Source organism: Streptomyces thermospinosisporus (assembly GCF_039526425.1).
Lineage (GTDB): Bacteria > Actinomycetota > Actinomycetes > Streptomycetales > Streptomycetaceae > Streptomyces > Streptomyces thermocarboxydovorans.
The window spans coordinates 50,060-57,976 of the sequence record NZ_BAAAIZ010000077.1 but is presented as its reverse complement, the minus strand read 5'-3'; the positions used below and the strand labels follow the sequence as shown (position 1 = coordinate 57,976).

General features: G+C 74.2%; 5 protein-coding genes and 1 pseudogene. All 6 read left to right on the top strand.

The window, feature by feature from the left end; translation table 11 throughout:
* The coding region (locus ABD207_RS23825; protein ID WP_344015155.1) for a hypothetical protein at nucleotides 1-437 on the top strand (437 nt) is incomplete at its 5' end.
* Between the two features lie 216 nt (nucleotides 438-653).
* Entirely contained in the window at nucleotides 654-2,900 is a 2,247-nt protein-coding gene (locus ABD207_RS23820; protein WP_344015154.1) for an MMPL family transporter, read from the top strand.
* Nucleotides 2,878-3,438: pseudogene (locus ABD207_RS23815) on the top strand (GNAT family N-acetyltransferase); the annotation flags it as partial. The gene ABD207_RS23820 and the pseudogene ABD207_RS23815, both read left to right, overlap by 23 nt.
* 176 nt (nucleotides 3,439-3,614) lie before the next feature.
* Nucleotides 3,615-4,151: a hypothetical protein gene (locus tag ABD207_RS23810; RefSeq protein WP_344015152.1), complete on the top strand. Its 537-nt coding sequence runs from the start codon at nucleotides 3,615-3,617 to the stop codon at nucleotides 4,149-4,151.
* A 237-nt stretch (nucleotides 4,152-4,388) separates the two neighbouring features.
* Nucleotides 4,389-4,574: a hypothetical protein gene (locus tag ABD207_RS23805; RefSeq protein ID WP_344015151.1), complete on the top strand. Its 186-nt coding sequence runs from the start codon at nucleotides 4,389-4,391 to the stop codon at nucleotides 4,572-4,574.
* 223 nt (nucleotides 4,575-4,797) lie between these two features.
* Nucleotides 4,798-7,854, top strand: a complete 3,057-nt coding sequence (locus ABD207_RS23800) for a helix-turn-helix transcriptional regulator (protein WP_344015150.1) — start codon at nucleotides 4,798-4,800, stop codon at nucleotides 7,852-7,854.
* Nucleotides 7,855-7,917: the final 63 nt, after the last annotated feature.

Here is a 7,917-nt window from a genome sequence, read left to right as displayed (position 1 = left end):
GCGACGAGCCCGCCGGCGAGGAGGCCGCCGGCGAGGAGGCTGCCGGCGACGAGCCCGCCGGCGAGGAGGCCGCCGGCGAGGAGGCTGCCGGCGACGAGCCCGCCGGCGAGGAGGCTGCCGGCGACGAGGCCGTCGGCGAGGAGGCGAACGGCGACGGGTCCGGCGACCACGAGGACACCGACGCCGACGGGAGCGGTGCCCGGCGTGCCCGGTGGCTGGCCAGCGGCACCGGGGCCGCGCTCGCCCTCGCCGGTCTGGCCGCGGCCCTGCTGCGGCTCACCGGCGGCACCCCGCCGCTGGTTCCCGTCGCGTACGCCTGCGGAGCCGCCGTCTGCGCCCTGGCCGGGCTGCTGGGCTCCCGGGGCCGGACCCGCAGGGCGCTGTGGCTGCTGATCGCGGGGCTGATGGTGATGGCGCTGGGTGACCAGTTCGACTGAACCTGTCACCGGACCGGGCGATCGGTTGACTCATCCGGGCCGATTGTCCTGTGAGCTGCCTCCCATCGCTGTGAGGAAGCCCACGAACCCGGCAAATGATCACTCTTGCCTGTCAGAGTGGCACTGCATTGCTCATGCGTTCTTTGCGGGCGGTTCGTTTCATGAACGTCTGTTCCCGGTCAAAGATCCGCAGACAGTCACTCTGGGAGCACGTCCGTGGCAGCTCTTGCACGCTGGTGTGTCCGGCGCCGTCTGATCACCGTGCTGCTCTGGCTCCTCGCCCTCGGCGTGGCCGGCTCGGGCGCGGTCCTGGCCGGCAGCGCCTACTCCAACGACTACCGGGTCCCGGGGACCGAGTCCTCGCAGGCGGCCCGCCTGCTGGAGGAGGGCTTCCCGTCGCTGGGCGGCGACACCGACACCGTCGTCTGGCACACCTCCTCCGGCACGGTCCGCGACGCCGCCGTCGAGCAGACCATGACCCGCACCCTGGACCGGATCGCCGCCCTGCCCGGCGTGGCCTCCGTGTCCGGCCCCTACGACGAGCGAGGGGCCGGGCGGATCAGCGAGGACGGCCGCACGGCCTACGCCACGCTCACCTTCGAGGACCGGGCTCAGGACGTCGACGCCGGTGAGGCCGCGGCCGTGGTGCGCACGGCGCAGGAGGCCGAGACCGGTGACCTGAGGGTGGAGCTGGGCGGCAGCGCCATCGCCCTCACCGAGTCCTCCGGCGGGCACACCGCGGAGATCGTCGGTGTGGTGGTCGCCGCAGTGGTGCTGTTCCTCGCCTTCGGCTCGCTCGCCGCCTCCCTGCTGCCCATCGGCACCGCACTGGTCGGCGTCGGCACCGCCTACGCGGGGATCGCCCTCCTCGGGCACGTCATGACCGTGGCCGACTTCGCGCCCATGCTCGGCATGCTGATCGGCCTCGGCGTCGGCATCGACTACGCGCTGTTCATCGTGACCCGGCACCGGCGCGGTCTGAAGCGAGGGCTGTCCGTCACCGAGGCCGCCGCCCGCGCCGTCGCCACCACCGGACGCGCGGTCGTGTTCGCGGGTGCCACCGTTTGCATCGCCCTGCTCGGGATGCTGATGCTGCGGCTGAACTTCCTCAACGGCGTCGCCGTCGCGGCCTCGCTGACCGTGGTGCTGACGGTGGCCGCCTCCGTCACGCTCCTGCCCGCCCTGCTGTCCTTCGTCGGCATGCGCGCGCTCAGCGGCCGGGAGCGGCGCCGCCTCGCCGAGCACGGTCCCGAGCCGGAGCTGCCGACCGGCTTCGCCGCCCGCTGGTCGGCGTTCGTGGAGCGCCACCCCAGGATCCTCGGCGTGATCGCACTGGTGGTGATCACGGTCCTGGCGCTGCCCACCACGTCCCTGCACCTGGGCACCTCCGACCAGGGCAACGACCCGGAGAACACCACCACCCGCCAGGCCTACGACCTGCTCGCCGACAACTTCGGCCCCGGCGTGAACGGCCCCCTCACCCTGGTCACCGAGGTCGGGGGCGCCGAGGACCGGCTGGCCCTGGGCGACCTGGACGCCACCCTGCGCCAGACCGAGGGCGTCGCCTCGGTGTCTCCGGTGACCTTCGGCAAGGGCGGCGACACCGCGTACCTCACCGTCGTACCGGAGTCCTCCCCGCAGTCGAAGCAGACCAGCGACCTGGTCGACCGGCTGCGCGAGGACGTGCTGCCCCGGGCCGAGGCCGGCACCTCGCTCGATGTGCACGTCGGCGGCATCACGGCCGCCTACGACGACTTCGCCGACGTGATCGTCGGCAAGCTGCCCCTCTTCGTCGGCGTGGTGATCGGCCTGGGCTGCCTCCTGCTGCTGCTCGCCTTCCGGTCCATCGGCATCCCGCTCAAGGCCGCCGCGATGAACGTCGCCGCCGTCGCGGCGGCCTTCGGCGTGGTCGTGGCGATCTTCCAGTGGGGCTGGGGCAGCGAACTGCTCGGCCTCGGCCGGTCCGGGCCCATCGAACCCTTCCTGCCGGTGATCATGGTCTCGGTCCTGTTCGGGCTGTCCATGGACTACCAGGTCTTCCTGGTCAGCCGGATGTACGAGGAGTGGCTGGAGACCGGCGACAACCGGCGCGCCGTCCGGGTGGGGCTCGCCGAGACCAGCCGGGTGATCAACTCCGCGGCGGTCATCATGATCTCCGTCTTCCTCGCCTTCGTGCTCACCGGGGACCGTGTGATCGCCATGTTCGGCATCGCGCTCGCCTCCGCCGTCGCCCTCGACGCGTTCGTGCTGCGCACCCTGCTGGTCCCCGCGCTGATGCACCTGCTCGGCGGCGCCAACTGGTGGCTGCCGCGCCACCTCGACCGGATCCTGCCGCGCATCAGCATCGAGCCGCCCGAGTGCCGCGCCGCCCATGAAAGGCTGGCCGCCGCGACGGACGCCGAGGTGGCGGACGTGCTGGCCGAGGAGGGGCGCGAGCGGGATGTACGCGATACGACTGGGTGATGACGGAGCCGAACTGCGCCCCCTGGAGCCGTGGCACGCCGAGGAGTTCCTGGCGCACCTGGAACGCGGACGGGACTTCATCAACCGGTTCGTCCCCTTCGCCGCCACGGCCACCGATGCCGCCGGCGCCCGCGAGGTGCTCCAGCGGTACGCCGACCGCCGGGCCGCCGACACCGCCTCGCTGCACGGGCTGTGGCTGGACGGCAGGCTCGTCGGCGGCGTGCTCACCCTCAACTTCGACGCGGCGAACGGCACCTGCGAGGTCGGCTGCTGGCTGGAGCCCGCCGCCACCGGGCGCGGGCTGGTCACCCGCGCGATGCGGGTGCTGATCGACTGGGTGGTCGAGGAGCGCGGCATCCACCGCGTCGAGTGGGTGGCCGCCGCAGGCAACACCGCGAGCCTCGCCGTCGCCCGCCGGCTCGGCATGACCCGTGACGGCGTCCGCCGCGAGGCCCACCTCCACCACGGTGTGCGGCACGACCTGGAAGTCTGGTCGGTGCTGGCGCCCGAGTGGCGGGCGGCGCGCGCCGCCGCCTCCTCGGCCGCCGCATCTTCGGCTGCCGCATCTTCGGCTGCCGCATCTTCGGCCACCGCCTCCTCGGCCACCGCATCTTCGGCCGCCGCCCCCTCGGCCACCACCTCCCCGGCCACCGCGGCCGGCTCCCGCGACGATCATTAAGACGACTCTCAGACGGCGTCCGTACGGTGCGGGGCATGGTTACCAAGACAGCGGACGACACCGCGAACGAGACCGCCGAGGACCGGCAGGACGAGGAGGCGGTGGACGCCACGGAGTCCGCGCCGGAGACGGAGACGGAGGTGGCACAGACCCCTGCCGACGCGGGCGAGGAGAAGCCCGCCGGGGTGGGACAGGGCGCCGCGGCGGTCGTCTCGGCCGCGCTCGGCCTGGTCTCGCTCACCGGCAGCTGGCTCGGCACGGTGGCCGCCGCCCGCGAGACCCTCGTCGGCCAGCTCCGGACGTCCACCGAGGCGGGCGTCGCCACCCAGATCAAGGAGATGTACGGCGACGCCTGGCAGACAAGCGCGCTGTGGGGCGGACTGTTCGCGCTCACCGCGCTGGTCGTGGGCGTGGTGGTGCTGCTCCGGCCCGCCTTCGGCACGCCGGGCCGCCTCCAGGCGCCGTGGATCAGATCCGTCGCCTGGGCGGGCATCTCGCTCGGTGTGATCGGACTGCTGCTGGCGGTGCTCAAGTACACCGACGTGCTGCTGGGCCTGCCCTCGGCGGGCTGAGGCACCTCAGACCGTTCCCGGGGCCCTGAGTCCCCTCCGTAAGCGCCTTACGGCGGGGACTCAGGGCCCCCTTCGCATGTCTAAGGTCCCGTGGCCCGCCGAAGATGCGGCACCTTCCCGATGTGCCGGCCCCCCCTGGGAGACGACAGTGGAGACATCGCAGACAGGGCGATCGCCCAGAGCGATCGCACCGAGCGAGATCCCACCGCATTCCCAGTCCTAGCAGAGGGGCCCACCATGCTCGAGTACGAGATGCAGCAGTTCCGCCAGGCCGAGCTCGTCCGCCAGGCCGAGCAGGAGCGCCGGGCGCGCGAGGCCGCCCGCGGGCGCCGGGCGGCCCGCCGGGACTCCGCCGAACGCAGCCCCGAGGCCGAGAGCCATAGGCGCCGCTTCCGCAGGCCCCGGTTCGCCCGCGCGGCATGAGACCGGGATGGCACCGGCGACGGGCCGCGCAGGCGGCACGGGGACCGGCGAGGCGAGGCCCGGCGAGGGCACGGGTTCCGGCGACCGCACGGGGGTCGGCCGCCGCAACCCCGCTCCCGCCGGGCCTCGCGGCGTCACCCCCGCAGATGCCCACGGTGTGAAGGGGCGCCGGGCGGCGTTCAGCCGTGCGAAAACGGGTGACGCGTTGTCACCGGCTCGTGCGATGCTCAGGACCGTGGAGACCAGGTCCGTCAGTCCCGTGTTCGTCGGCCGCGCCGGTGAACTCGACATCCTGAACACCGCGCTCGACCGCGCGAGCACCGGCGCGGGCGAGCCTCAGGCACTGCTCCTCGGCGGCGAGGCAGGGGTCGGCAAGACCCGGCTCGTCGAGGAGTTCGCGGCGGCCGCACGGCGCCGCGGCGCGATCGTGGCGCTCGGCGGCTGCGTCGAGATCGGCGCCGACGGTCTGCCGTTCGCGCCGTTCTCCACCGCGCTGCGCCAGCTGCGCCGGGAGCTGCCCGAGCAGCTCGCCGCCGCCGCGGCCGGGCAGGAGGAGGAGCTCGCCCGGCTGCTGCCCGAGCTCGGCACCACCGCCCGCGAGGCCCGCCGCGACGAACAGGGCATGGCCCGCCTCTTCGAGCTCACCGCCCGCCTGCTGGAACGCGTCGCCGCCGAGCACACCGTCGTCCTCGTGCTGGAGGACCTGCACTGGGCCGACGCCTCCACCCGCCATCTGCTGGCCTACCTCTTCCGCACCCTGCGCACCGGCCGCCTCGTCGTCCTCGCCACCTACCGCTCCGACGACATCCACCGCCGGCACCCGCTGCGCCCCCTGCTCGCCGAACTCGACCGGCTGCGCAGCGTCCGCCGCATCGAACTCGGCCGCTTCAACCGCGAGGAGGTCGGCCGCCAGATGGCCGGCATCCTGGCCCGGGAGCCCGACCCCGACCACGTCGACGAGATCTTCGAACGCTCCGACGGCAACGCCTTCTTCGTGGAGGAACTCGCCGTCGCCGCCCACGAGGGCTGCCGCACCGGACTCACCGACTCGCTGCGCGATCTGCTCCTGGTCCGGGTCGAGAGCCTCCCCGAGAACGCCCAGCGGGTGGCCCGGATCGTCGCCGAGGGCGGCTCCACCGTCGAGCACCGGCTGCTCGCCGCCGTGGCCGGGCTCGCCGAGGACGACCTCCTCGACGCCCTGCGGGCCACCGTCAACGCCAGCATCCTCACCCCCGCACCCGACCGCGACGGCTACCGCTTCCGCCACTCCCTGGTGCGCGAGGCCGTCAGCGACGACCTGCTGCCCGGCGAACGCTCCCGCCTCAACCGCGGCTTCGCCGAGGCCCTGGAGGCCGACCCCACCCTGGTGCCCGCCGACGAGCGGGTGACCCGGCTGGCCAGCTACTGGTATCACGCCCACGACGCCGCCAAGGCGCTGCCCGCCGTGCTCGACGCCTCGGCGGAGGCCCGCCGCCGCCACGCCTACGCCGAACAACTCCGGCTCCTGGAGCGGGCCATGGAGCTGTGGGAATCCGTCCCCGAGGAGATACGCGCGGGCCTGCGCACCGCCGACTACACCGAGGCCTACTGCGGCTGCGACCCCGAGACGGCCACCCTGCGCTACCTCGACCTCCTCGCCGAGGCCGCCGTCGCCGGACGGCTCTGCGGCGAACGCGAACGCTCACTGAAGATCACCAAGCGGGCGCTGCGCATCCTGGAGGAGGAGCCCGACCCGCTGCGCGCCGCCTGGTTCTGGGTCCAGCGCTCCCGGCTCAGCCAGTCCCTGGCCCGCAGCGACGGCTGGACGGAACTGGGCACCGCGCAGGAACTGGTGCGCGGCCTGCCCCCGTCCGAGGTGCACGCCGAGGTGCTCGCCTCCGTCGCCAACTGGTCCATGCTCCACCAGCCCGGCCCGGAGGCCATGGCCGCCGCCGAACGCGCCGTCGAGTACGCCCGCATGGTCGGCGCCCACGACATCGAGCTCAACGCCCGCCTCACCCTCGGCGGCCTCACGGTCGACGCCGGCGACATCGAGACCGGGCTCGCCATGATGTACGAGGTCCAGCGGCAGGCGGCCGAGCTGGGCGTGGACACCGTGCTGTGCCGCAGCTATGTGAACCTGCCGTCCGGCCTCGAAGGCGTCGGGCGCTCCGAGGAGGCGCTGCGCCTGCTGCAGGAGGGGACCAAGGTCACCCGCCGGCTTGGCCTGCTGGACTCCGAGGCCTGGGTGTGGGGCAACCTCGCCGAGAGCCTCCACTCCCTGGGCCGCTGGGACGAGGCGGCCGAGGCCGCCGCCACCGCCCAGCGCCGGGAGCCGAGCGCCCGACCCCGCGCCGGAGCCGCGCTGCGCCTGGCCCATCTCGCCTGCGACCGCGGCGATCTGGCCACCGCGACCCGGCAACTCGCCGCCGCCCGCGCCCACTTCGGCACCCACGACCTCATGCCGCAGTACGCACTGCCGATGGCGCTGGTCGCCCTCGACATCGCCGCCGCCGAGGGCCGCCTGGCCGACGCCCGCGCCGAACTGCTCACGGCCCTCGACGCCGGACTCCCGCCCGGCACCCAGCGCTACGGCTGGCCCCTGCTGCTCGCCGCAGCCACCGCCGAGTCCGACGCCCTCGGCGACCCGGCCGCCGAGTCCGGCCGCCCCGGGATCCTCGACCGGATCCGCGAGGCCGCCAAGAACCTCGCCACCGGCGTGCCCGTGTGGCAGGCCCACGACATCTGGCTGCGCGCTGAACTCAAGCGCGCCGAGGGCATCGCCGCCCCCGACGAGTGGAGCGCCGCTGTCACCGCCGTGGAGCCCCTCGGCAGGCCCTACGACCTGGCCCGCGTGCGCCTCCGGCTCGCCGAGGCCCTGCTCGCCGCCGGGGCCGGCGAGGACGAGCGGGCCCGCGCCAGGGAGCTGCTGCGGCTGGTCCAGGCCGTCGCCGACCACCTGGGCGCCCGCCCGCTGGCCCGGGCCGCCGCCGTGCTGGCCCAGCGCGCCCGCCTCGCCCTCGGCCCCGCCCCGGCCCGGGAGACCCCTGCGGACACCGGCGACCCGGCCGACGCCCTGGGCCTCACCAGCCGGGAACGCGACGTGCTGCGCCTGGTCGCCGCCGGCCACACCAACCGCCGGATCGCCGAGGAGCTGTTCATCTCCCCGAAGACGGCCAGCGTCCATGTCTCCAACATCCTCGCCAAGCTGGGCGTCTCCGGCCGCGGCGAGGCGGCCGCGGTGGCCCACCGGCTGGGTCTTTTCCCCACGGATACCGGTGACCGCGCCACGGCGGGATGATGGACCTGTCCACCCGTCCACCCGTCCGCCCCGCACGTCCGCCACGGCCCTGGAAGGGGAGCG

Coding starts and splice junctions, on each gene's coding strand:
- ABD207_RS23810 (WP_344015152.1), top strand. CDS start 3,615: ATGGTTACCAAGACAGCGGACGACACCGCGAACGAGACCGCCGAGGAC.
- ABD207_RS23805 (WP_344015151.1), top strand. CDS start 4,389: ATGCTCGAGTACGAGATGCAGCAGTTCCGCCAGGCCGAGCTCGTCCGC.
- ABD207_RS23800 (WP_344015150.1), top strand. CDS start 4,798: ATGCTCAGGACCGTGGAGACCAGGTCCGTCAGTCCCGTGTTCGTCGGC.